General features: G+C 40.8%; 21 protein-coding genes and 1 pseudogene. 5 read left to right on the top strand and 17 right to left on the bottom strand.

Features of this window, described 5'->3' with window-relative positions; genetic code table 11:
• Nucleotides 1–5: 5 nt before the first annotated feature.
• Together ACZ5A8_RS10500 and ACZ5A8_RS10495 are read left to right on the top strand one after the other, a co-directional pair.
• Nucleotides 6–1487, top strand: a complete 1482-nt coding sequence (locus tag ACZ5A8_RS10500; protein WP_464533819.1) for an alkaline phosphatase family protein — start codon at nucleotides 6–8, stop codon at nucleotides 1485–1487.
• A gap of 736 nt (nucleotides 1488–2223) precedes the next feature.
• Nucleotides 2224–3210, top strand: a complete 987-nt coding sequence (locus tag ACZ5A8_RS10495; protein WP_464533817.1) for a cation diffusion facilitator family transporter — start codon at nucleotides 2224–2226, stop codon at nucleotides 3208–3210.
• 157 nt (nucleotides 3211–3367) lie between these two features.
• On the opposite strand, the gene ACZ5A8_RS10490 is transcribed toward ACZ5A8_RS10495, so the two are convergent.
• The 6 genes from ACZ5A8_RS10490 to ACZ5A8_RS10465 all read right to left on the bottom strand — a co-directional run bounded on the left by ACZ5A8_RS10490 (nucleotide 3368) and on the right by ACZ5A8_RS10465 (nucleotide 7831).
• Nucleotides 3368–3646 (bottom strand): acylphosphatase, encoded by a 279-nt coding sequence (locus ACZ5A8_RS10490; RefSeq protein ID WP_464533816.1) that lies wholly within the window; start codon nucleotides 3644–3646, stop codon nucleotides 3368–3370.
• A 376-nt stretch (nucleotides 3647–4022) separates the two neighbouring features.
• On the bottom strand, nucleotides 4023–4910 hold the full coding sequence (locus ACZ5A8_RS10485; protein WP_464533814.1) for a PrsW family intramembrane metalloprotease: 888 nt from the start codon (nucleotides 4908–4910) through the stop codon (nucleotides 4023–4025).
• 476 nt (nucleotides 4911–5386) lie between these two features.
• Nucleotides 5387–6013, bottom strand: a complete 627-nt coding sequence (anfO, locus tag ACZ5A8_RS10480; RefSeq protein WP_464533813.1) for a Fe-only nitrogenase accessory protein AnfO — start codon at nucleotides 6011–6013, stop codon at nucleotides 5387–5389.
• Nucleotides 6014–6364: 351 nt separating this feature from the next.
• Nucleotides 6365–6850, bottom strand: coding sequence for a hypothetical protein (locus tag ACZ5A8_RS10475; RefSeq protein WP_464533811.1), 486 nt, complete (start codon nucleotides 6848–6850; stop codon nucleotides 6365–6367).
• A gap of 48 nt (nucleotides 6851–6898) precedes the next feature.
• Complete coding sequence (locus ACZ5A8_RS10470; protein ID WP_464533810.1) at nucleotides 6899–7513, bottom strand: VTT domain-containing protein; 615 nt, start codon at nucleotides 7511–7513, stop codon at nucleotides 6899–6901.
• Between the two features lie 201 nt (nucleotides 7514–7714).
• Nucleotides 7715–7831 (bottom strand): hypothetical protein, encoded by a 117-nt coding sequence (locus ACZ5A8_RS10465; protein ID WP_464533808.1) that lies wholly within the window; start codon nucleotides 7829–7831, stop codon nucleotides 7715–7717.
• A gap of 557 nt (nucleotides 7832–8388) precedes the next feature.
• Between ACZ5A8_RS10465 and ACZ5A8_RS10460 the strand changes: the two genes are divergently transcribed.
• Complete coding sequence (locus ACZ5A8_RS10460; RefSeq protein WP_464533807.1) at nucleotides 8389–8778, top strand: DUF2769 domain-containing protein; 390 nt, start codon at nucleotides 8389–8391, stop codon at nucleotides 8776–8778.
• A 613-nt stretch (nucleotides 8779–9391) separates the two neighbouring features.
• Nucleotides 9392–9682 (top strand): hypothetical protein, encoded by a 291-nt coding sequence (locus ACZ5A8_RS10455; RefSeq protein ID WP_229392462.1) that lies wholly within the window; start codon nucleotides 9392–9394, stop codon nucleotides 9680–9682.
• Nucleotides 9683–10317: 635 nt separating this feature from the next.
• Here the strand turns inward: ACZ5A8_RS10455 and ACZ5A8_RS10450 are convergent.
• The 8 genes and pseudogenes from ACZ5A8_RS10450 to ACZ5A8_RS10415 form a co-directional block, all read right to left on the bottom strand.
• Nucleotides 10318–10782 carry a universal stress protein gene (locus tag ACZ5A8_RS10450; protein ID WP_464533805.1) on the bottom strand — a complete coding sequence of 155 codons (465 nt, stop codon included), beginning with the start codon at nucleotides 10780–10782 and terminating at the stop codon, nucleotides 10318–10320.
• Nucleotides 10783–11376: 594 nt separating this feature from the next.
• Nucleotides 11377–11988, bottom strand: coding sequence for an orotate phosphoribosyltransferase-like protein (locus ACZ5A8_RS10445; RefSeq protein WP_464533804.1), 612 nt, complete (start codon nucleotides 11986–11988; stop codon nucleotides 11377–11379).
• A 163-nt stretch (nucleotides 11989–12151) separates the two neighbouring features.
• Complete coding sequence (locus tag ACZ5A8_RS10440) at nucleotides 12152–13303, bottom strand: ISH3 family transposase (protein WP_464533802.1); 1152 nt, start codon at nucleotides 13301–13303, stop codon at nucleotides 12152–12154.
• Nucleotides 13304–14040: 737 nt separating this feature from the next.
• Nucleotides 14041–14193 (bottom strand): annotated as a pseudogene (locus ACZ5A8_RS10435) (MarR family transcriptional regulator); the annotation flags it as partial.
• Nucleotides 14194–14384: 191 nt separating this feature from the next.
• Nucleotides 14385–14705, bottom strand: coding sequence for a hypothetical protein (locus ACZ5A8_RS10430; protein ID WP_464533800.1), 321 nt, complete (start codon nucleotides 14703–14705; stop codon nucleotides 14385–14387).
• Nucleotides 14706–15194: 489 nt separating this feature from the next.
• The gene (locus tag ACZ5A8_RS10425) at nucleotides 15195–15356 is read right to left on the bottom strand and encodes a hypothetical protein (protein WP_461650320.1); all 162 of its coding nucleotides are present in this window, start codon (nucleotides 15354–15356) and stop codon (nucleotides 15195–15197) included.
• 368 nt (nucleotides 15357–15724) lie between these two features.
• Entirely contained in the window at nucleotides 15725–15931 is a 207-nt protein-coding gene (locus ACZ5A8_RS10420; protein ID WP_464533799.1) for a CxxC-x17-CxxC domain-containing protein, read from the bottom strand.
• Nucleotides 15932–16441: 510 nt separating this feature from the next.
• Nucleotides 16442–16723 (bottom strand): MarR family transcriptional regulator, encoded by a 282-nt coding sequence (locus tag ACZ5A8_RS10415; RefSeq protein WP_464533797.1) that lies wholly within the window; start codon nucleotides 16721–16723, stop codon nucleotides 16442–16444.
• Nucleotides 16724–16960: 237 nt separating this feature from the next.
• Here ACZ5A8_RS10415 and ilvD point away from each other — a divergent pair, with 237 nt between their 5' ends.
• Nucleotides 16961–18622, top strand: coding sequence for a dihydroxy-acid dehydratase (gene ilvD / locus ACZ5A8_RS10410; protein WP_464533796.1), 1662 nt, complete (start codon nucleotides 16961–16963; stop codon nucleotides 18620–18622).
• An 814-nt stretch (nucleotides 18623–19436) separates the two neighbouring features.
• Here ilvD and ACZ5A8_RS10405 read toward each other — a convergent pair.
• The 3 genes from ACZ5A8_RS10405 to ACZ5A8_RS10395 all read right to left on the bottom strand — a co-directional run bounded on the left by ACZ5A8_RS10405 (nucleotide 19437) and on the right by ACZ5A8_RS10395 (nucleotide 23162).
• On the bottom strand, nucleotides 19437–19718 hold the full coding sequence (locus tag ACZ5A8_RS10405; RefSeq protein WP_464533794.1) for a MarR family transcriptional regulator: 282 nt from the start codon (nucleotides 19716–19718) through the stop codon (nucleotides 19437–19439).
• A gap of 275 nt (nucleotides 19719–19993) precedes the next feature.
• On the bottom strand, nucleotides 19994–21013 hold the full coding sequence (locus ACZ5A8_RS10400) for a glycoside hydrolase family 130 protein (RefSeq protein ID WP_464533792.1): 1020 nt from the start codon (nucleotides 21011–21013) through the stop codon (nucleotides 19994–19996).
• A 169-nt stretch (nucleotides 21014–21182) separates the two neighbouring features.
• Entirely contained in the window at nucleotides 21183–23162 is a 1980-nt protein-coding gene (locus ACZ5A8_RS10395) for an amylo-alpha-1,6-glucosidase (RefSeq protein ID WP_464533791.1), read from the bottom strand.
• Nucleotides 23163–23175 lie beyond the last annotated feature (13 nt).

Below are 23175 nucleotides of genomic sequence, written 5' to 3'. Positions count from 1 at the left end.
CAATTATGGTTTTACTTACAGCAGCATTGCTGATCTTTTCTGCAGCTTTTCCAGCTCCTGCCTCTGCACTTACCGAAGTCGAGGTAAACCCTGTCGACACGCCGGCAGGGGTAGTCGTGTTGATCGTTGATGGCTTAAGCGCACCTTTTATCTATCCCGAGCTTACGCCGCATGCACTTGACGGTGCACCCCTTGAAAAAGCCAGGCTTGAGAATATTCCGGAAATTGGAAAAAACAGCGCACGGATTATCGAGTTTCGTGTTCCTCAGACATTTACCGAAGGAGGGCATTCAGTCCTTGTTACCGGGAACCCGGGCGCAGACAGTGAGTTTGTCAGTTTTAAAGACGCAAGTATTTTTGATGTTTTACATCAAGCGGACTACCTCTGCATTGCGGTAATGGAAAAAGGAGATTCCTGGTCAATCTGCGCTGAACAGGATGCTGTCCTGAGAGATAAGAACAACTCTATAAAGAATATGGAGATAATGCTTGAGCAATATGATCATTCCCTGGGTTCTCAAGTGCCTTCCGGGCTTTTGCAGCTGATGGAAAAGGAGGCTGACAGGGCTCCGGGATATGTTACCTCTAAAGAGACAAGGGAGAGGTATAACGGGTATAACAGGTGGGGAATTGAGGCCGCCTGTGCTGTCGTGAACTATATGGCAAAAAACATGCCTGGACAAAAATACCTCTTAACTGTCAACGTAGGGGCGATTGATATGAGCGGGCACTACAGGGACAACTACGGGTATATAGACTGCATCGAAAGCCTCGATTCCGAACTTTTGCCCCTCTATAAATTATGTGAAAAAAATGACCTTGCTTTTGTCCTGACCGCAGACCATGGGATGGCTTTTTCGGCAGATGGTTCTAAAGGAGGTCATCAGTCCGAAAAATACTCGGTTTCGGATGAAGCGCAGCTGGTTCCCCTTATTGTATATGCTCAGGACGTTGAGAGCGGGGTTGTCAGAGGAGATTTCGGGCAGGAGGATTTTGCTCCAACCCTTCTTGGAATCCTTAATATCCCGGACAGGCCCAGGTTTGCACAGGGAGAGCAGATCCTGCTTACAGGTCACGTAAACCTGAAAGTCAAGCTTCCGGAAAAAGGGTCCGTAGAACTTAGGAAGGACGGAAAGGTGATCTCATCCCCGGAAAACGATGACCAGTTCCTTTTCCTCGGACTTGAGTCGGAGAATTCCTATACTGTCAGGGCTGTTCTTGATTCCGGAAATAGCCTTGAAGAAAAGGAAAAAGAGATTTTTCTAAAAACCGACTCGGTGATCGAGTTCGGAAATAAAGAAACCGAAATAAAGAAAAGCGAATCCTCCCTGGCGGGAGCAAAAGAAGAAACCAGTTCTGCAGGTATTTTCGGAGAAGGAAACCCAGTTTTTGGCAGTAACTCAAAGCACCTGATAGGATATTCCCTGATAGGGGCAATAAACCTTGCAGGATTTTTTATCATTATGAGGGTCCTGAAAAAAGAATGAAGAAACACTCCGGGCTCTTAAAAAGCTGCAGAGCGAGGAAAAAGCTGCAGAAATTTTGAAAATCTGTTCTGAAAAATGGGGCACATCCGGCTACCTAATTGATATTATGGGAAGGAAGCCCTGCGTAGTTAATGTTTTTGTTTTTACCTATTACCTGTTTTTACCTATCATTTGTTTATATTTCATATAAGCAAGCGGGCGTGAGCGGCGCATGAGTTGCTGTAATGAATCAAGTTGCAGTGACACACCCCGAGCAAGCTGGCGGGGTAATCTACTGAAAATAAAAGGATGATCTCATAAAAGTGATACTATTCATATTTACCCCGAATAACATCAACAGATTTCTCAAACAGGTTTTCATAGACTGCCAGAAAAGAGAAAAAGTTGATGAAATAATAAAAATAATCAAAATAACTGAAGATTAACATAAATGAATTCGATAGCTTTACTATATAAAGAAATATTTAATATAGATTATAGAGATATATTTATTATATGTCCATTAAGCTCATCTCATTGAGTTTATTTTATTGATCCCATCCCATTGAGCTCATTTCATTATCCCATAGAGCTCATTTCATTGATCCCATTGAGCCCATCTTAAACTGTTTAACCTGAAACTGCTTGATCTGAACTTTAAATGGATTTAATGTGTCTGAGTTTCTAGCGTATCCACTGCCACAGAGCAGAAAGAAGATCAGAGAATTTGATTCTCTTTAATGGAAGTGACCAAAAAATGGAATATGAAGAAAGGTTTGAGCAGGCTGTCCGGGTTACAGGCGTCGGGCTCTTCGTGAACCTCGGGCTGACTATTTTTAAATTATTTGCAGGCATTCTGGGCAATAGTGCGGCAATGGTTGCAGATGCTGTCCACTCTCTTTCGGATTTTCTGACTGATATTGTGGTGATCTTTGGCTTTAAAATCGCAAGAAAGCCGGTGGATGAAAGCCACAATTACGGGCACGGAAAAATTGAGACCCTCTCTGCAAGCCTTGTAGGACTCATACTTTTGGTGGTAGCAGGACAGATTTTGCTTTACGGGCTCAGGAAAACCCTGCTGTTCGTGGAAGGTGGAACCCTTGAGCAGCCTGCCGTTATTGCTCTTTATGCAGCCCTGCTTTCCGTAATCTCAAAAGAATTCATGTATCACTATACAATCCTGCAGGCCCGGAAAATTAACAGTATGGCTCTAACTGCGAATGCCTGGCACCACCGCTCTGATGCTTTTTCCTCGCTATGCACCCTGGCCGGAATAGGAGCTGCAATCTTCCTGGGGGGAAAATGGGTTGTGCTCGACCCCCTTATGGCGGTCTTCCTGAGTTTTATCATCCTTAAAGTTGCCCTGAAAATTTTCCGCAACAGCCTGAACGAACTCATAGAAGCCTCCCTTGATGAAGAGACCGAAGGCGAGATCAGGCAGATTATCCGGAAAACCGAAGGAGTAAAAGCCCTCTCAAATCTCAAGACCCGGAGAATAGGAAATAATATTGCCGTGGACATCCGCATTAAAGTTGACAATGCTCTCGATATCGGGGAAGCAAACCGAATTTCAATTCACGTGGAACATAACCTGAAAAAAGCCTTTGGACAATATACCTATGTCCTTGTGAAAGCCGAGCCCTATGAACGCGAACCCGCGGGAAATCCCGAGGAAGATCAAATTCCTGAACACACGGTAAATTCCAAAAAACATGAGATATGCCTTAGAAAGCAACTTGATTAAACAGGGCAAAAATAGCAGGGCAAAAAATACCTGATTAAACAGGGTAAAAAATATCTTATAAAATAAGGTAAAAATAAAAGGTTACGAAACTTATCTCAAGGAAAATAAAAGGCTATGAAACTTATTTCAAGGAAAATAAAAGGTTACGAAGCCTATCTCAAGAAAGCTCGTACACGTTTCCCAGGGCCTCTTCAAAAGTTACATCAACGTGTTCCACGTGTGCAAAAGTCGGCCCTTTCCGAAGCTCGTTTATCAGGAGTTCTAGGGCTTCCCGCCTGCCTTCAGCTAGAACAAAAACCCTTCCGTCCCTGAGGTTTATGGGATTGCAGTCCACTCCAAAGCGATCGGCAGCATTTCTTGCAAACCTTCGAAAACCCACGCCCTGTACCCTTCCTGACACAAATATTTCCGCCCGCACAGTTTCTCCAGAGGTCACAATTGGCTATTTTGAATAAGAACGATATATATTTATGGTTACCTCGGGAAGTAAAAGTAGACGGAAACTGGTTTTCAGGATAAATGAAAGAGATCGCTATAAGCAAAATAGAGAAATTTATTCTCAACATTATTTTAAGTAACATTATTTTAATTATTTAGTTGTAATCGTCTGGATTTGGTCTAGTTTTTAAATTGAATAAATAATTATGCAGATAAAAAAAATCGCCTGGCTTTTCTAGCTAAGGCAATCTTGCTTCTGGCTGTAGTGTGTATCGATACTCTTTACTTTATCCTGAAGCTCATCTACATTGTAAAATTTACTTTTGATGCCCATATATTCTTAGTGTGGAATCTCCCGCATTCCCCTTTCAAATTTATTTGGCCTCGGTCTCTGGTGGCAAAACAGCTTGTGACCTGCCCGCTTCTCGCCAGCGCATCCAGAGTACATACAGTCCAATAAAACCAACTACACTCCAGGAGGTGATCACACTTAATCCCAGACCAATCACGGGAGTGAGAACCGGGGACAACCCGTTCCACATTGCGTGCAGAATGGAAACAAGCAGGTATGCGCCAATCACTCGCAGGTTAATTCGGAAGCAGCATTTTTCGCTTTCACGGAACAGTACACTGGCTAAAATTGCTGTCCAGGTCCCATGTCCCAATGGGGAAAGCAGACCGCGAAGCAAGGTCACTTCCACTGCTACCGAAATGCTCCCCGAACTTATCAGGAAGGCAGTAAAGGCATAACCGGTGCTTTCCAGGGCCGCAAACCCCATCCCCACCGCCGCGCCCAGGATCAGCCCATCCATTTCCGAGACATACTGTCTGCGACGTGCGATCACCAGCACACCCAGGATTTTAGCAAATTCTTCAATGAGCCCTACTGCTAGAGCCTCACCAAGATCAAACCGAATGTTAAATAATGGTCCCAGAAAAGAAGTGGCGATAATACTTACTAGCCCACCGTACAGGAAAGCCAGGGAAACAGTCGGCATTTTCAGGCGACTAAAGTACCTGCGCTCGTATAAGAATGCTACGTAGGCAACAGGGACCGTAAAGTTGCCGACCATCACCAGGCTGGGAAACAGGTTGGGATTGCCCGTCAGCATCAACGCCACCAGTAAGAGAATATAGAAAACTGTTGCGGATATTAAAACTTTTAGCCAGGTATTCCGTCGGGTAGCCGGTTTAGACGATTGACCTTTCACCGGGCTATCTATAATCTCCTCTCGATCCAATATCCCTGAATTATCTTCCAAAATGCGCCTCCTGGTGTAAACAATTTACATCGAGCTCAGCATCAACTCAGGACGGTATAGATAAGTGTAATATAAAGCTGAAGACGGATAAATCAGAGCTCCCTGCCTACCTCAATATTATCTCAATTACCCCACGCAAAGACTCCCTAGCCCATCAGAGCTTTGAACTGGATGTTTTCAAGTGATTGCCACAGCTTATTTTGACTCCAGACTCAAAGACTCCTGACACAAAATATTATCGACTTGCTCGGCCCAAGATGGTTGAATTGCTCGCACCCAAAAAGTGGATCGATAATTGCCTGCACGTCCCCAATATATCCTTAAATTAAGCTTAAGCCCTATACAGACAAGGGTCTTGACTCATACCAATTAAGGGAGCCTCAAAATATCATCTCCAGGTTACAGGTAATATTATGATTGGGGCTTTAAATACTATACTTCTGATGGTATTCCACTAATTCCGCATCCAACAAGTCTTAAAAAGTTTGCATACGCACTATTCTAACGGTCTTCCTATTCAGCGATTCATTCACAGTTTCATATTCAAACCCCAGGGTGCCTAAATCTGTGACAAACCACTTTGGAGTATGACTGCAAATAACGTCCAACCTGTTGAATTCTCCGTTTTTCAGATAGGGGATCAGAATTTTCTTTGAAGTCAACTCCGAATTCTTTGAAAGGATTTTCTCCATATTAAGAGAAAAATCACCTTTATTCGCACCGGGTTCCAGAAATTGTATGATATCGAATTTGGCGGGTTCTTTCTGCCGTTCCTCAATTGCCTCAAGCATTTCTTTTTTGACCGAATCAAGAACATCTAGCACGCTATTTTCCACAATGAATATATCAAAGCCTGCTGCTTGAAAAATGCCGGAAGCTATCCCGGGGATTTCACTTGCAACAATTACTTTTACATCATCAAGCTGTTTTATTGTATCCGCTACAGCTATGCGTACGGCAGCCATGCCCTTTGCGTTGCAAACTTTATTTTCAAAACGGTTCAGGACTTTCCATTCCTCGCCGTCTTCATATGTTGTAATGGACCCTGGTTCGAATATTGAACTAGTTTGCCAGTTATCGTTTTCTACAACTGCAATTTTCAAGGTGCGTCCTCCTTTCGTGTTGAAATTTATAATAATCTCAGGTGTGATTAAAGCAACTGTTCGCCATAGGAACTATCTGCTCGATTTGCATAAACTCAGTGAGATTCATTCTACAACCACAGGAATATATCTTTCGCCGGATTGGTGATACCAGGAAGCCGCTAAAGAGGTTAGTGGCTGGAAAAATGAGAGAATTTCTAAGATAACGCTAGAAAAAAAGGTTCATGGGCATTATCTCAATATTTAGAATATTTCAATATTTAGAATATTTCAATATTTAGAATATTTCAATATTTAGAATATTTCAATATTTAGAATATTTCAATATTCAGAATTGATGTAATAAAGTACTTATTTTCCTGAAATATACCATCTCAACTTCCTTGCAATTTCTGATCCACGCGTACGTAATTCTTTGATATTTTCCTGGTATACAAAAGCTGCCGGCACTAACAGTAATGGGACAGTTGCTGCAGCTTTAGCGCCTTCTGAAACAGGCAAAGCAGCTAAAAAGCTCGCTCCGGTAACACCATAAATAGGAACTATAGGAAACAGCATAGCTAAACCAAATGCTCTCCTGAAATGAATACCTAATTTTAAAGCCAGAAAACCATTGGACCCTATTACCAGACCAATGCCGATACTGGGCCCTATAGTCCGAAACGGATTATATGATGGTCCAATATAAAGCCCAAAATCGATGCCAAAAAAGGAAAAGAGCCCGTTGAATTGATTCCTTTCTTGATTGGAGTTCCCTCCAAGGCCTGATAGAACTACACCTATATCCAGTTGTAGAGGCCCTCTCCCTGTTTCCCTTCCACCCAATATGTTAACCATTATGTTATTACTTTCTCTGCTCAATAATATAATTTACCTATCTTCCGATCAGAAAAAGCTGTATCCAAGCATTACAAGCTCCAGGAAAACGAATATCAGTATAAATTTACCAAGAACTAATGGGAGGACCATTTTTCGAATCGGGAAAGATGTTACTCCAAGAAAAATTGAAATTGCATCGCTTGGGAGTGGCGTGAGAGAATAGAAGAAAATTAGCAAAATAATTTTGTTATCACTGTACTTTTTAGTCCATTTTATCAAGCGAACAATAATGCCTTCATATTTTTCCGGAACGCACTGGCTGCCTGTTTTAGAGAAATAATAAACTACCAGATCCCCGGAAAGAAGACCAACGCTTGCAAGTAAAGAAACCCAGACCAGGTTAACTCCGCCAAAGGATATTGCAACCAGGGACGTATAGAACAAAGTGGTAGTAAATACGGATACACCAACGATAATTGCAAGTAAAAAGACAAAAATATAAACATTCTGTACACTCAGCATTGTGACTATCTGTTCAGGAGTATAAAAACTAAAAAAGATCGACCATAATACTATGAAAAGCGCAATCAAAATAAAAATTAGCCTGCTTTTTTTTCGGTCAAAATTGCAATATCCGGATATTGCATCTTGCTTCGACAAATCGGGTTCCCTAACTACCATCTCCCCTTGAGGTAATGGTAAGAAGGTTGTATTATTATATTTTAATTTCCGGAAATCGAAATTAGAATTAAAACTTATCTTAACGGATATATTTATTCGAATCTACTTTGAAAATGATTGAGACTTTTAGAGAGGCCGCTTTTAATAGGACTTACACACTTGAGGTATAAATTCAAGCACAGTAGACATCGTGGATTAAATTTACGTTTTAAGTGTTTGTCGGTTTGGTGTTTCGATTATGAAAACCCTGGAGTTTATGGGGCTGCAGTCAACTCCAAAGCGACCGGCAGCATTTCTTGCAAACCTTCGAAAACTCACCCCCTGTACCCTTCCTGATACAAATACTTCCCCCTTACAATTTCTCCAGAAATCACAATTACCTATTTTGATCTATGGTTACTTCTGCTGACAAAATTAGACGGAAACTGATTTTCGGGATAAAAGAAAAAGATGTCATATAAGGAAAATTGAGTAATTTTTCCTTAACATTATATTTATTAATTAGCTGTGAATTAAAACATTGCATGATTTTTTAATATTTTAAATACGCTCTTGCTTAAAACTCATCTGTCGACCCGGGATAAGAAGGCAAGGAAGCTATTTTTAACCCTATAGAGGCTCTCTGGAAATTATAAGAAGCCTTTTAGGTTTCTTTCCTTGGTGAACTGCCTGTAAAATGCCTGCAAATATCTGGGGAATATGAATGAAGAGGAAGAATCTCCGCTTTCTAGAATAAATTGAAAACAATTGTTTAGTTGAGTTCTTTTAAGGGCTCTTTGACTGCCCAGATTGATAATTACGCAAAGATTTTTATTATTATAAACAAATTATAAAAAGAGATTGTTAATTGGAGTATCAATTTTGGGGACTACAATATGGGAAAAGGTACATCAACCGAAGAAAAGGGCTCTATAACACCTGGAGACAGAAACAGAACTCCTGAAAAATGTACGGATTTTATAGTTCCTTACCTAGGGGAAAACATTAGTAGATGTAAATGCCCACAATGTCCGGTCCAGGCTGACAGTCCGTGCGCACAGGATAAAATTAAAAGTTCAAGAGAGGCAATGGAATATATGCCCGCAGGGGACGTCCCGAATCCGGAGTATATCCCGGGGATGTATTGCTCGGAAGATAGGTTCCGATGTAAGGACCTTAACTTTGACAGACAATGCATTTGTGATTCATGTGATGTCTGGAAAGAGTATGATCTCAAAAATGCAGATCCGAATAATCACTTCTGCCAGCACGGCAGAGCAACTTAATTTATTGAGGATAATAGTCATCTGTTTTACCAGAAACCCAAGTGAAAATATAACCTGCCATCTGATCAGTCCATTAGGTGCTTTCTTCATGAGTCGCCTGAAGTAAGGGACATCGACCTTCTTATAGTGCCAAAGGGCATTACCGACTTTTTTGCGATGAATTCCAGTTATCTTTTCAACATCTAAACTTGTGAATATTTGATTTGGCATGGAAAGGCCGGCATCGGCAATTATGAATTTTAAAAAACTCTGTTTGCAATAATATCCAGACTGATATTCCTTTACATCCATGTATTAAATGCTCCAAAAAACCTCATCAATTTTTCGCTTGCGGTTTTCATACATGGGGATATCAAGAGCCAGGAATATGTAAGTTATTACCGTGTTATGATATTAAGCTGAATATTCATCTTACGCTTGCTATCAGTATTTTACATATAGTCTGTGAATCATAGAGATTTTTTATATCTGCTCGCGCAGTGCCCACTTTCTCAGATCAGTATTTTACATATAGTCTGTGAATCATAGAGATACTTGAGAGAAAATCTTTAATAAAAACCTTCTTAGCATAGGGCTTTATAGAAATTACTACTATATATCAGAGGGTGACATTATGGCAGATTTTAAATTGGGCGATGACGGTGTTTATCGAAATACAAAGATTTTCGAAGAACTTCTTAAGTTCACAAAGTTAGAGTGGGGAAATGATATAGCAATTTTAGAAGAGCTAGAAAAATTAGTGGACAATGATTTTACAGGTTGGTTTACTGAAGATAGAAACGGTGCAATTTCCGTAGGTGTCGAACTCAATGAATCGAGCGACCATAAATATGATGAAATCATATTCTATGATAAGAACAGAGATGATGTGACAGTATTCTCGATGATGAGAGATGAAGCTTGATTAAAGCCTATCAGAAAAATCTCGTTACCCTGAATATCAATGCTTCGATAGTGTAGTAAAGTTTCTATTTTTTTTCCGAAATTCATCAGATATCACGTAGTTATGTCTGATTTTTCATGTTGTTATTGATACACGTTACCCTACATACAATTTGTCTACTTTTGGATAGGCTCTTAATACTCTTGGCTCTTAATATTCTTAATAGACCCAATCAATCATGTGCCGGTTTTTCCAAATATTTTTTTCCATTGAGTCCATTGATATCATCTCAGAGGTGGCATTCTCTATAAGTGATTTTCATTTGGATTCGGTTAAGGTGCAAAACATCAAAAAATGTTATTTTTTATGCAACATATCAACTAATTCTGTTGGAAAATCGCTATACATGGTATTCGAAGTTGTGCATAAAATTCGTTAACTGATGACAAAAGAAGTGATTTTTCAATTCCAATAATTGCCTACGATTAATAAACTTATTCTGTTTATTGAGTAGCAGGGTTTTCACAAAATACTCTCAATAAACCATTTAGTAATCCAAAAGACCTTCTTACAACCTCGTCAAAAGGCTTAAAACTGGATCTTGAGTACTTGGACTAATCTTTGGTTAATTTATGGCTAGATATTTGACTCTTTACCTAATTACACTCATCCCTTACAACCATAACAGGAGCCTTCGAGTGACGGACCACGTTTCCTGCAACGCTGCCAAGAAGCAACCTGTCCAGTCCTGTCTTTCCGAGAGTGCCCATAACAATGATATCGATCTCGTTTTTTTCTGCATACCGGATAAGTTCGTCTGAGGGATTGCCTTCAAGCAGGACAGATTCCACATTGATCCCTTTCATCTCTCCTAAATCTTTTACATAATTTACAGCCTGCTGCCCTTGTATTTTCCATGCCTCCTGTATCGACTCCCAATAAGGATTCATACCCATAAAGTAATCCCCGTCCATAGATAAGTAGGCTGTTGATACCACATAGACCACATAAACCGTCCCTCCGCTTAATTGAGCGAGCTCTATCCCTTTGTCAACAGCTAGTTTGGAGCAGTCTGAGCCATCGGTTGCAATCATTATTTTTTTAAAATTAATAGTACCCATATAAAATCATCAATTACACTATTTTTCGGGAAGACATATAATAGCATCGGAGTTCGTGAGGTAAAAAAGCCATAGGACTTCTTGATTTGGAAACCTTTTGATGACAATATAAAAAGCAGAGTAACTATTCAGTCCAAGCAAAACAACCTCAACAGCTTTCTTTATTAAGGTTCATTGAATAAATTTCATTGAGTCAATTTCTTTTAATTGTTGGTTAATAATATTGTTCTTCATTATTCCGCCCGGCTAGTAATTAGACGTATCTATCACATCAAAAGCTATTTTTGCACATCTATCCCGAAGGCGTATACTTTACAAACCAACCACGCACAGACTTAAAAGCTAATCTAAAAAGCCAGGGCTATGCTTGGGATAAGGATAGGTATTTTTTGGATATCCGGCGTATAGACCTCGCTTTAGTCTTGCCTGCTGGAAGATCAATTTTAGGCATAGGTTGACCTTCTGAGGACCTAATGCTAAATAACTTAGGTCCATTTTTTCACTATGCTTAACTATTTTCGCGAGCATCTCCATCGATTTTGTTCCAAAATAATTATGTTGCCTGAGTTATTTCGTAACGAGTCCTGGATATTTTCAGTCCAAACGTGCAATTCTTACAAGAGACTGAATCGGAACATTATATATCGTATCTACACCTTTTTTGTCGACAAGTACCACTACAACTCTTGGTTTTGCATCCATTTCTCTTAGCTGTTCAATCACTTCCATACTGGTTGAACCTGTGGTAATAACGTCATCCACGATAACGCAGTTTTTACCGGCAACTGATCCGAAATTTCGGCTTATGGTCCCTCGGTGGCCTGCCTTAACGATATCCTGACCTTTACGATGATAAATAGCTAAATCTGCACCCAGTTCATATGCTATCATGCTTGCCAGGGGAATACCATTGGCGGCAATGCCAACAACCACGTCTACCTCGGTGTTTGTCTTTTCCAGGGTCTCAAGCACCATGTCGCAGAGTGCAAGCGAGATGTCATGGAGACGTTTAGCACTTTTCCCTATACTGTTCCAGTTTACAGAAATATCTTTTGGAGCGGGAGTTGTTTCTTCTTTTTTTGAACGGGTTAAAAGCCAGACAACCGTTTCTCTTGAAACGTTAAGTTCATCGGCAATCTGGGCGGTAGTAAGCCCGTTACTCTGCAGTTCCACAGCTTTCTGGATTAAATCTTCTATATCCCTCATGCTTCTATTCCCACCTGAAATTTTATCCGGCTGTATTTCCGGGATCTCTAAATTAAGACAGCATTATATCAAGCATTATATCTTTTTTTTCAGTTTAAGATCAACTCTTTTATAATTTCAGTAGTTCGCTAAAATCTTTCCTCCACTTTTACTCTACCTTCATTTATCTCAAACACCACACTGTTGTCCTCACTCTTAACTTTCTTCTTATCCATTCCTTAATAATAAGTATAAATACTTCAAATCTGAACTTATCCTCATCTATGACCTGAGGTCCTCTTTTGACAATAGTAAAATGTTTATTCTGAATGTATAGCCATATATTTTTTAGTAGAAAGGATACAAATGCATAAAAGTACCTTATAGTTGCGTTTTTAGATGATGTCTTTGGTCTAACCACATTCCTCATCCTGTATGACGATTCAATAGCAAATCTTCTTCTGTAAACTGTACTGACCTTTCTTGGAGACCATTTAACTCCAAAAACAACAAAACCAAGGTTCTCACATCCCTTTTTACCTCTCTTTCCTTTCAGATACTTAACATCAATGATAATGTCTAAAAGAATCTTTTTCTTAGAATTCTTCATGACATATTGTGTACTTCGAGCCTTATTCCCATTCATAAGTTGCTTCATCTTCTCTCCTTTCTTGACAACAGGAACTATGTGAGGAACACCATTACTTTGCAAAAATTCAAACACATCTATAGAATAAAACTCTCTATCAAGGCAGAGAACCTTGATTTTAAAATTCAGTCTTTTGATGAGATAGAGAAAATAGGAGAGGTATTCAACCATTGGTTTTTTCTTTTCTACAGGAAGAACAGATACAGTAAACCTTTCGTTCTTGTTAGTGATGTAGAGGGAGATATATGAGTAAAAAGAGTTTGTTGACTTTTTAGCTTGGCTACGAATTACATATTTCTCGTTAGACGAATCTGTTTTCCCGTAATAAGGATCGTTGGTTAAATCAATGGCAAACTCATAGCTCTTACCTGTTTTGAGAGTTTTTAGGGGATTTTGAAGAAGAATCTTTTCATTGGATAGGATCAATTCGTCCATGTTTAGTTTCTTAAGATGGTAACGTAAAGATGTTTCACAAGCAACAGCAGAATACTGTTTTGAGACAGAATGGACTGAACTCTTATCGACTGCCAAACTCACAACAGTACGAATAATGTCTTCACTTGTAAGTGAACCATTGATCTTGAGGATTACATGAGATGTGAGAGGTTGTAATACAGAATCAATACAGTACTTTGACTTTAATTCGATTTTAAACCTATTTCTGAACTTATTTGTGAAAAAAGACATAGAGAGGCATTTTTCATTACATATAAAGGTATCGAGAAGCTTCCGTAATGAGGAAATCAAAATTAGCGAAGTACTGAAATTGTATCTCCTGAACGTAAACAGCTTAGCTCGAGCTCAGGCATCAGTTTGCGAATACCTATAAGCATGATAATAAAGCCGAACATGAGGAAATCCAAGCCCGATTTCAATACATCATTTCAACTCCCGCATGCAAACGCGGCTGAACAGCTACATCAGATCTCTGACCTGGATGATTTCGCGAGCGAGAGCACGGCATGATCTCCCGGCACAGAATCTCATCGATGCGCCTGGCGACGAGCAGTCGAACTTCGCGACCGTCCAGAGTGCGGACCGGTAATTGCTTGCGCGTCTCCGGCAATAGATTATCGAACAATGCTCGGGCGGTATATCTGGCGAGGATCTATACTTACGTCAATTACGACGACCCAAAAATATCATTCCCCCATGTTATCAGATAGTATCATGGGTAGGGCTTTAAATATTACGCCTCCGATAGGGGTGTCCAGCAAGTTTTATGAAGTTTGCGAAGACGCATTACCTGGTGAGGTGAAGCGTAGCTGGGTCCTGTCTTGAAGGGGCATTGAACAGATCAAGGTCTCGGGATAGAACCTGCTGGGCGTTATAGACTTTTGAATGTATTAATATTTTTAAAAACAGCATGCTGTCGTCATCCATTTATTTTTTAATTTATAGTAAAGATCGCATTTTGTGTAAAAAGACATGATCAAAGAGCTGATACCCCTTGATACGCTGGAGTGAGACAATCCTGTTTCTTCAGCTATTCCTGAAAGATAGATTGGTTCGTTTTGCTTTTAGATCAGGTTCTTAAGGACCGTATTTAAAGCCAGGTTTTTGTATACTGTACACATTTTTGTTCTTACTATATGTAATCTCAGCGACCCTGGTTTTTCTGCAAATGAAGTGATAAGCTACCTGGACAAATAAACAAGCTCAGAGGCGTAAGAGGGCAGCCAGAGACGGAGTGGCTGGCGGAAATGGTGCAAAAATATTGGGGCTGTTTTTTGAAATTTGTGTGATGGATTTCAGGTTCAGAAATTAGCTATAATTTCCCAAATAAACTAATAGAAGAAGATTCGGACCCATTTCGGTTATCTTTTGCCAGAAGCACCAGGCATATACCTATGAAAGGAAGCCCAAACACCACGTATATTAGAAACATCGTAAGCATGGTAGAGACTAAGGGATGATCGGCGAGTAAAAAAGTATCTATAAGGTACATGAAACCGATTAAGGCTACATAAATACTGACAACTGTAGCTACTCTAACATATTTTTTTGCTGATTCTCTCCGTTCTTCGGGCAGGGACTGGATCAATAGTGTAGAAGCCGGTGCTACAAGCGCGAGAAGAATAAAAAACAATTCTACTGGAACGTGCAACTGCTTTATTGAGGCATACAGGCTTAAAATCGATATAAGAATAACAACAAGAAAAGGGAAGCCCAGAAACCATTTATCGGACTTTTTCTGGTTCTGGGCAACAAAAAAAGTGATCCGAAAACCGAAAGCGGGAATAACAGGACAAAAGCTGCATATACACCAAATAATACAGGCTCATAGCTAAGGCCTATATTATCAAATAAAGCTAATGCAAATGCCACCCAGATATAAAAATAACCGGCAGAAATACAGAGCAGTGCTATATTGTATCTGTTATATTCCATCTGCAAGAAAATGGTTTTAAAGATATATATTGGTATCTAACTGTTGAAAAAGTAGTAAAATAGATATTCCGAACCTGCAGTCTCTTAATGTAAGAGTAGTTACCTGAAGTATAATGATCTGGAGCACTGGCTCCAGCTGATCTTTTAATTACTCTGTATTTGTCATCGGCTAACCGAATACGATAAATTACTTTTGTAGTTCATTTTTAAGACATTCAGGGCATCCCTTCCCTATTTTAGTCCATTTTCTACCAATATACATATAAACAGCTTGCTTATAGTATTCTCCGCAGATTTCACATGGGGCATAATTCCCCCCTTTCTTTGTTTTTGATTTACCGATTTTCATTTTCAACTCCTCGTATCTAATTAGTATCTCTATCACGTATACTGGGGTATCGATCCCAATTACATCAAAAGCTAAATATTTGAATTAAGGTCCAGAAGAGATTAATTTTCTCCAAATTATGTGTCTATTTTGGGATCGATGCACCAGTATAAAAAACATATCAGTTCGCTTGAGCGAGCGAAAAGGACAGGAAGTGTGCTGATTTTTCTTTAAAATCACAAATCTCAAGAAGTTCCTGGGTAGAAATCGCGATATTGCCAAAGAGAATCGTGCTCTCGGAGAGAAATTCATGAGGCAGAGACTTAACTCTGCCCCAAAAAGTGAAGGAAAAATAAGTTTTGATGTAAACTCAGTTACACAAATAACACTTAGTATCTGCGGGTTTCTCTGGGTGTCCTGTGTTTAGGAAGACATTCCCTGCAGTAAACCGGCCGTCCTTCTGTTGGCTTGAACGGAACTTCGGTCTCAATACCGCAATCAGAACAGATTGCCTTGTACATTTCTCTGGGAGCTCCGAAATCTCTGCTATTGCTGTCTCTTCCCCTGAAGGGTTTTCCTCTGTCATTAAAAGCCATTTGCTTTACCTTTGTTTTGGTTGTTAGTTATAGTTTTAGGACTTATGTGGTTGAACTGAAAAATCAATAACGTTAACCCTCAACAGTCTAAATATGAACTTAAAACACAGCGCTACTGTGATTGATTTTGCTCCTCAAGTGCGTAAGTCCTGTATACTATAATACGCGCAAGTTGTATATATACACGCTTACTTGTATATATACATTCGACTTCTGATTGCTATTTCACTATGTGTTTCAAAATTATTTCGCTTTATTTATTGAACTCCCCAATGGTTTTGAATCTGCGAAATCATTTCAGGATACAACAGAATATAAAATTCTCGAAACTAATTATAGGTTTTATGATATTATAACATTAAAAAAGTAATAAAAAGATATTCTGAACCTACAATACGTAAGTCCGATATCTATGTAAAGCCTGGAAAGAAAGATCAGTAAATCTGCCTGATCTTGAACTCAATTTCCCAGGCTTTCTATTATTCAGATTTAGTCCATTGTCATTCAGACTTAATCTACCAGCTGGTTGATTTTGTTGTAAAAATCTACTATTAAATTTGCTGCCTCGCTTTCCATGTTTAGCTGGAAAGTTCGGATTTGTTTTCCCAGTGGCTTTTCCAGGATAACGCCTGAACCGATCAAAGGTGTGATAACCCTTGATACGCTAGAATTAGACAATCCGGTTTCTTCGGCTATTCCTGAAAGGTAAGTTGGTTCACTTTGTTGTTCGATCAGGTTCTTAAGGACTGTCATCTGTGCGGTTTTTCCAAATATTTTTTCCATTGAATCCATTGGTATCATCTCAGAGGTGGCTATTCTCTATAAGTGGTTCTCAGTTACAATAACTACCTGCGGTTATAAACTTCTTTCCTTATTGGACAGAATAGATGATCTGTACAAAATCCCCTCAATATTTGGAGATTCTGTTCTATCGAGAATGTGTTTAATCTCTCTGACTTAGTCTCAAATGCGTAAGTCGTATATGTCATAACTTTTAACTCTCACAATGAAATCCTATGGAGATTTAACATGAGAAGCGATATCATCAAAAAGGGACCGGAACGAGCTCCCAACCGTTCACTCCTGAAAGCGACTGGCGTCACAGATTCGGAAATGAAGAGACCATTCATTGCAGTCGTCAATTCCTGGAACGATATAATTCCTGGCCACATGCACCTGAATAAACTTGCTGAGGCTGTAAAGGCTGGAATCAGGAATGCTGGAGGGGTTCCTTTTGAATTTAATACTGTAGGAGTTTGCGATGGGATCGCAATGGGACATGAAGGTATGAAATACTCTCTTCCTAGCAGGGAAATTATTGAAGACACAATCGAACTGATGGTCAGAGCCCACCAGTTTGACGGTATGGTCCTTATCCCCACCTGTGACAAGATCGTGCCAGGACACCTTATGGCAGCAGGAAGGCTTGATATCCCTGCTATCGTTGTGACCGGAGGGCCAATGCTTCCCGGATATGTTGATGACGATTACAGGGATTTGATTTCAGTTTCTGAAGGGGTGGGAGCTCATAGCGCAGGTAAAATTTCAGATGACGACCTTAAAAGGCTTGAAAACTTTTCCTGTGCAGGAGCAGGGTCCTGTGCAGGAATGTTTACTGCAAATACCATGGCATGCATGACCGAAGCTCTCGGGCTGAGCCTTCCCGGATGTGCAACTGCCCATGCGGTGGATGCAAAAAAGACGCGCATTGCCAAGGAATCAGGAGAACGAATTGTGGAAATGGTCAGGGAGAACATCACTCCAAGACAGATTGTTACTCAAAGATCCTTTGAGAATGCCATAACTGTGGATATGGCAATCGGAGGAAGCACGAACAGTACTCTCCACCTTCCCGCTCTTGCCCATGAGTTCGGACTAAAACTTCCCCTTGAAGCCTTTGACGAACTGAGCAGGACAACTCCCCATCTTATTTCCCTCAGACCTGGCGGCCCTAATTTTATGTTGCACTTTGACAGAGCAGGCGGAGTTCAGGCAATTATGCAGAGACTTTCTCCTAAACTCCATCTGGATCAGCTTACTGTTAATGGAAACACTATCGGAGAAAACCTGGACGAGCTGGATCTTGTCAACCCGAAGCTCAATAAAGAGATTATTGCAACTCTTGAAAACCCAATTCATGCCCAGGGAGGAATTGCAGTCTTAAAAGGCAGCCTTGCACCTGATGGCTCGGTTGTAAAACAGGCTGCAGTTGATCCGGGGATGCATGTTCATACAGGTCCTGCCAGGGTTTATGACGGCGAAGAAGACGCTATGCAAAGTATTCTTGCAGGTGATGTGAAACCTGGAGACATTGTAATTGTAAGATATGAAGGTCCAAAAGGCGGCCCCGGAATGAGGGAAATGCTTGCAGCTACAGCCGCACTTGGAGGTATGGGACTTCTAGAATCGGTAGCCCTGATCACTGATGGACGCTTCTCCGGAGGGACTCGAGGGCCGTGCATAGGACATGTTTCTCCTGAAGCCAGTGAAGGAGGGCCAATTGCTCTTGTAAAAGATGGTGATATGATCGAAATCAATATTCCTGAAAGAGCCCTGAACCTTAAGATTTCTGAAAAAGAACTTAAGCAGCGAAAAGCTGAATTTGTGCCTCCGAAAACAGAAATCACAGGTTACCTTGCCAGGTACCAGCGTTCTGTCCACTCCGCAAATACGGGCGGGATAGTGGACTAAGTTTTTATAGACAAGTTTTTATGGACAAAGTTTTTAGTAATTTGTTTTGACCGGAGTTTATACTTTATAGTATAAAGCCACATCAAGCGACATGATCTACTTAGGGTCTAACAAAAAATTAATTATGTTGGGTAACAATTCCAAGCATTTTAATATAAAACCGACAAATATAGAACCAATTAAATAAATCGGTGTGGCACAAAAATAGTTAATTTCCCACTATATGGGGTCTAACACAGGATCTCTGTAACAAGACGCCCTATTATGGTTTCTTTAGTATAATATGGTGAAAATCATATAAGTATCAATCGGTGAGCTAGTTCAATATGTGGTGACGCCAAAATTGAACGAAACGAGTTTGGAACTTAATTAATTTCTTGTTAGACCTACATAATATCCATAGCTGTACCACGATTTTTATGAGATCTTATAAACTCCGGTTTGAAGTCTGTATTTATGGAGGATTTTTCCTCTATTATTTTCTTTAATTTTATTCATTTCAAGCATTTTGGGGACTTTCATCCAGGATGTCGTCCAGAAATGTATCGAATTTAATGCCGAAGGCTAGAATAAGAATATTTATAACAATCCTAAAAGGCCTTCTAGCAAATTAGTCTCAAGGCTTGAAGTTAGGTCTTAAGTATCTGGACAAGCCTTCGTTCATGATTGCGAAGAATGGCGCAGTGCGTATTTCTGCCAAAGCTTAGAAACGAAAGTATCCCAAATACAGGCAAACATTTTAAAAAGTAGATTAGGAAGTTGAAACTTCCCATGATTCTTATTATTCAGACTTAATCTACTTTGTTATTCAGGTTTAATCTACCAGCTGGTTGATTTTATTGTAAAAATCTACTATTAAATTTGCTGCCTCGCTTTCCGTGTTTAGCTGGAAAGTTCGGATTTGTTTTCCGAGTGGTTTTTCCAGGATAACGCCTGACTCGACCAGGGGTGTGATAACCCTTGATACGCTGGAGTGAGACAAGCCGGTTGCTTCAGCTATTCCTGACAGGTAAGTTGGTTCACTTTGTTGTTCGATCAGGTTCTTAAGGACTGTCATCTGTGCGGTTTTTCCAAAAATTTTTTCAAGTGGATCCATTGATATCATCTCAGAGGTGGCTGTTATCTATAAGTAAGTTCAGTCCCAATAACTGTCTACGGTTAATAAACTTATCTCTTTATTGAAATAGATAAGAGATATGTCTCGCATAAATCATCGAAATCTTTTTATTTTTAACTTCTTGTGGTAGTATGAGATCTTTTTTCTCAGTTTTCCTGGCTATCTTAGCTAGAAAGCTTACTACTTCGTGGTATCCTTGAGTGTTATTCTCTTGTTTGCGATTTTCACTAAATAACCCCAATCAGGCTTTATACTTACCCCTTTTTTGGATCAGCAGGTCTTCCCCTGTGCCCCTCAAAAAATCTACAGTATTCATCAGGACACTGTTCCTCAGGGCACTCACGGATATACCGCATTATATCGTCCATTTTTGCGCTAGCCAGGGATACGGATGTATCCGCGCCTCCGTAATAGATTCGAATTTCATCGTTCACCACGACCCAGCCACAGGGGAAAACAACATCATTAACGTCGCCGCTGCGTTCATACGTCTCGTGAGGTCCGAAAACCCATCCTTCTGACCTGCGGAGCACTTTCGTGGGATCTTTGAGATCAAGAAGAGCAAGCCCGAGCCGGTAACTTATTTTAGGCGTTGTCTGGCGTACTCCGTGATACATAATTAGCCAGCCCTCAGGTGTACGGATCGGCTGCGGGGATAAACCTATCTTGTGGGCATCCCACCATCCTCCCTCCCGGGCATACAGAAGGACCTCGTGCCATCCCCATGATTTCATATCTGTAGAAAAGGATATCCAGATATTTGCCTTCTTACTGTGGACAGTAGGCGCAGGCCTGTGTATCAGTGCCCATTTGCCATTAAATCTTGCAGGGAAGATAGCAGCATCTTTGTTATCAGGAGGCAGGGCAGGCCCTACTCTGTCAAACTTACGGAAATCCTCTGTAAGAGCAAGAGCTGGTAAGGGACCCGAATCCGAAAAAGCCGTATATGCTACAGCCCACTTTTCCAGCTCATCTATGTAAGTTATACGCGGGTCTTCAATGCCATATATCTCTTCAGGATAGTTTACAGGGTCTGGAGTAAATGTCGGTTCGCTGTCAATTTCCCAGCCATCGATTCCATTATTACTCCTGGCGACCGTAAGATGAGAAAAGCCTCTGTGATCTTCAACTCGCACCAGTAACAGAGTTTTACCATCAACTATCGCAGCTGCAGGGTTAAATACCGAATTAGCCTTATATGGCCAATCTCCCATGGTAAGTATAGGATTTCTTTTATATCTCACAAACAGTTCTCCATGGTTTTTCCAGGTCATATTACTCCCTTACCCCCTTCCAAACTGTGTTTCCCTCATCCCTTCCAGATAAATTATTCCCTCATCTCCTTGTAGATAAGATTATTCTCTCATTGAATCCGTTTCAAAGGCCATATGTGTAATTTACAGTTTACACACAATTATTTACAATTTACACACAATTACTTTTTCAGGGCTTGATTCCAAGTACATCCTCTACGTATGCCCTGAGAATTTCCGCAACGTTCCATGCCTGGGCAATAGTACCGCCGGGAGAGTGAGGGTAGTCGCCATCAAACACCTCCGAAATGGTGCCTATGCCTGCGGTATCAAGATGTGAATCAAAGCCCTCGAGAAGGGCTCGCATATATTCAAGACTGCTGTTTGAATTACCATGGATTTTCAGGTAAGCTTTCACATAGGCTCCTAGAAGCCAGGGCCAGACTGTCCCGTTGTGATAGGCTGTATCCCTGTTCATGGCGTCTCCGCGATACTGACCTTTATATAGAGGGTGGTCATTCGAGAGGCTTTTGAGCCCGAAGGGGGTAAGAAGATCTTTTTCAACCCTATCTACAATCGCTTTTTCTTTTTCTGGAGAAAGCATGGTATAAGGGAGAGATACGGCAAAGATCTGGTTAGGGCGGATTGCAGGATCTTTAATCTGGTTTCCTGTCTCATCCCGGTATATGAGGTCAAAGAGGCAGTCAGTTTCCGGGTTCCAGAAAGCACCCTCAAAATTCGAAGCTACCCCACTTGCAAGAGCCTCATATGAGGAAATATCTTCGCCCAGAAGAGTACCCAGATAAGATGCGGTTTTCAGGGCGTTATACCAGAGAGCATTTACCTCACAGGCCTTACCCGCTCTTGGGGTCACTGCCCATTCCCCGATCTTAGCGTCCATCCAGGTTAGCTGAGGGCCCTGTTGGATTAGATAATCAGAGTCCATGCCGATTCCAAAATCTGTTCCATGACAATAATTGTCTATAATGTCGCTTACGGTATCCCAGATATCCGAAAGGAAAAGGAAGTCCTGTGTATATGCAAAATAGCGGTCCAGGGCATGAATAAACCAGAGGGAAGCATCCACTGTATTGTAAACCGGATCTCCTCCGAAAGCCGGGAAAGTATTGGGGATTAAGCCCCTCCGGCAGTACCTGGCAAAATTGTTGAGAGCGGACCTTGCCTCCTCGAAACGGTAAGGAATTAAAAACAGACCAGGCAGAGAGATCATTGCATCTCTTCCCCAGTCAGAGTACCAGTGATATCCTGCAATCACTGTGTTTTCACCTGTAGAACGGTTTTTCACTACAAAAGCGTCAGTCGCCCTGAGAAGCTTAAGAGCAAAAGGCTCGGTAAGCTTTGAATCGAGAGCAAGAAGATTCTGGCGGTTTGCTTCCCTTATATAGAGCTTATCAACCTGCTCGAGAGTAAGGGAAGAAACATCTCCTGTTGAAGCAGCAATAAAAAAACGGGAAGTGCCCGGTTTGAGTTCACTTTCAAAGTAACCTGGATTAAAGATATCTTCCTGGAAGTTAAGTCCTCTTTGCCTCTCAGTGTCATACTCCAGGTTATAGTGCCACACGGGCTCAGGGTGATACTGGAGATTGGATGAAAGTGAGAAAGTAAAACCGTTGGAGCTTGCCAGTTCCACTCCCGCCTGGCCAGCTTTCTGGAAAAAGGAAATGTACGCAGAGCGAGCAGTGAGATTAAAGTCTCTTGAGCTTACCAAAGGGAAAATTCTTAGCAAAGCCCCCTCTTTTCGGGATGTAATTTCATAGAGAACAAAGGTTGTGTTACTGTTATGAACCATGAAAACTTTTTTCTTTATGATAAAATCACCGGGTTGGTAAACCCAGTGAGGAAACGGGTTACGAACGAATTCGGAAAGGTAATTGAAGCCCGCAGGAGAAATAACTTCCGGATATTTATGGACCGCGAGTTTATAAATCTCTTCATTGACAGAGATTTCCTCATCAAGGGAAGAAAGCACCAGAAGCCTCCCCGGAGAATTCTCCGGAGCTGCTACAAGCAGTCCGTGGTAAGTCCTTGTTCCTGCCCCTATAACTGTGGAGGAAGCATATCCTCCAAGCCCGTTTCCTATAACCCACTCTCTTTTTATTCCTTCCTCATATGTTGAAAGAAAATCTGCTCCAAGACTAGCCCCACCCATATATATTTGATTA

The sequence above is a fragment of the Methanosarcina subterranea genome, assembly GCF_055385895.1.
The sequence above is the reverse complement of the archived record's forward strand: the minus strand, read 5'-3'. Positions and strand labels throughout refer to the sequence as shown.